3 protein-coding genes are annotated in these 1,945 nt (G+C 65.3%); all 3 read left to right on the plus strand.

Going from position 1 to position 1,945, the window contains the following annotated elements; translation table 11 throughout:
• Window positions 1–159: 159 nt before the first annotated feature.
• Genes K3M35_RS25620 through K3M35_RS25630 form a run of 3 tightly spaced genes read left to right on the plus strand, consistent with a single transcriptional unit; the run spans window position 160 to window position 1,698 of the window.
• Window positions 160–1,194 carry a replication initiation protein gene (locus K3M35_RS25620; RefSeq protein WP_308257127.1) on the plus strand — a complete coding sequence of 345 codons (1,035 nt, stop codon included), beginning with the start codon at window positions 160–162 and terminating at the stop codon, window positions 1,192–1,194.
• On the plus strand, window positions 1,184–1,465 hold the full coding sequence (locus K3M35_RS25625) for a sigma factor-like helix-turn-helix DNA-binding protein (RefSeq protein ID WP_220667267.1): 282 nt from the start codon (window positions 1,184–1,186) through the stop codon (window positions 1,463–1,465). The genes K3M35_RS25620 and K3M35_RS25625 overlap by 11 nt, the downstream gene beginning before the upstream one ends.
• On the plus strand, window positions 1,462–1,698 hold the full coding sequence (locus K3M35_RS25630; RefSeq protein WP_220667268.1) for a hypothetical protein: 237 nt from the start codon (window positions 1,462–1,464) through the stop codon (window positions 1,696–1,698). The genes K3M35_RS25625 and K3M35_RS25630 overlap by 4 nt, the downstream gene beginning before the upstream one ends.
• Window positions 1,699–1,945 lie beyond the last annotated feature (247 nt).

The raw sequence follows: 1,945 nt of genomic DNA on the forward strand, positions 1-1,945 counted from the left end.
CCGCACCCATCAGCCGTACCCGGCTGACCTTCCGCCCTCCCCCGACGCATCGAACCGTCACGTGCCACTCAACTGGCCGTGGTCCCGATCAACCACAAATCAAGATCACTACACACCTCATGCACTAAAGCTGCGAACACGAGAAACGACGGTCCGGACGTGACGGAAGAGTGGTATTTCCCGAGTGGCGCGGCGAAACATCTGACTTGGTTCGGCGCGTCCTACATAAAAAATAAGTCTTCGTATGCGAGGGTCTTCCGCATGACGGACCGCGGGGGATCGCACGCCGAGGATTGGGAACAGTTGTGGCTGCCGCTGTGGCCGCTGGCAACGGACGATTTGTTGTTGGGGGTGTATCGGATGCCTCGCCATGATGCGCTCGAGCGGCGTTATCTCGAGGCCAACCCTCAGGCGCTGAGCAATCTGTTGGTCGTCGATGTCGACCACCCGGACGCGGCACTGCGGACGCTGTCGGCGGCAGGGAACCATCCGCTGCCGAACGCGATCGTGGAGAACCCCCGCAACGGACACGCGCACGCCGTGTGGGCACTGACCGAGCCGTTCACACGCACCGAGTACGCCCGCAGGAAACCACTCGCCTACGCCGCTGCCGTCACCGAGGGACTGCGTCGAGCCGTCGACGGTGACGCCGCCTACTCAGGTCTGATGACTAAGAACCCGACCCATTCGGCATGGGCAACGCACTGGATCCACCCCGAACCGCGGAGCCTGACCGAACTCGAACACGAGCTCGGCCGGCACATGCCCCCGCCGCGATGGCGGCAAAGCAAACGACGCCGCGAGAACCCGGTCGGGCTCGGCCGCAACTGCGCACTATTCGAGTCAGCGCGAACCTGGGCATACCGCGAAATCCGTTGCCACTGGGGCAATCCCGCTGGATTGGACCGAGCGATCCGAACGGAGGCCGCGCAACTCAACACCGCCTTTTCCGAGCCCCTGCCCGACAGCGAAGTACGCGCGATCGCCGCCTCCATCCACCGCTGGATCGTCACCAAATCACGCATGTGGGCCGACGGTCCGGCCGTCTACGAAGCCACCTTCGTCGCCATGCAATCCGCCCGCGGCCGCAAGAGCGGCAAAGTCATGACACCAGCGAAGATCGAAGCCAATCGTCAGCGGGCGACGAAGTTCGACCGCGATCTGGTGTGGAAGGAGGCGACAGATGGGAGCTGAGAATCCGGTTCGGCGCACCCGCACAGCCCGCGAGGTCGCAGAGCGGATCGGTGCGTCGTCTCGCACAGTGCGCCGCATCATGGCCGAGCCGCGGGAGGAGTACCTCGCTCGCGCTGCCGAACGTCGGGAGCGGGTGCTCGAACTACGCGCCCAGGGCCTGAAGCTGCGCGAGATCGCCGAGGAGGTCGGCATGACAGTCGGTGGAGTCGGCACGATCCTGCACCACGCGCGTAAGGCGGAGCAGTCCCAGCCCAAGGAGGCGACAGCGTGAGCGAGACGATCGCGGCCCGCATCGTTGCGGTGCAGTCACAGCTGAACGCCGTGCACACCGAGCTCCGCGCTTTGGCGGAGCTGGTGAACATGTTCGACGCGGACACCCTCGATGCGGACACCGAGACCTCGGTGCGTGAAGTGATCGACTCACTCGCCGATGCCGGCCTCGCCCTCAACGGCGCCGACGACCCCCTCGCCGCAGCTGCGCACCACGCCCGTTTCCTTCCCTAGACGACCCGAAAGGGTGGGAGAATTTACAGCGAAGCGTCCGGTCCCGCAGGGGGGGGCGACCGGACGCTTCGCTGTAAGGCACCCACTCCCGTCCTTCTTCGTGATCGCTTCGTCCTGCCAAAATCGGGACACACCTCTTGCAGAAGTTCTGACACCCGGGAAAGGCCGGCCTCCGGACCGCTCACCGACCACCCGGTTCGGCTCTGAGATCGCCGGAGAGCGCCGTGCCCTATTCCCGGGGTCGGGG

The sequence above is a fragment of the Rhodococcus sp. DMU2021 genome (assembly GCF_019641445.1).
GTDB classification, from domain to species: domain Bacteria; phylum Actinomycetota; class Actinomycetes; order Mycobacteriales; family Mycobacteriaceae; genus Rhodococcus; species Rhodococcus pyridinivorans.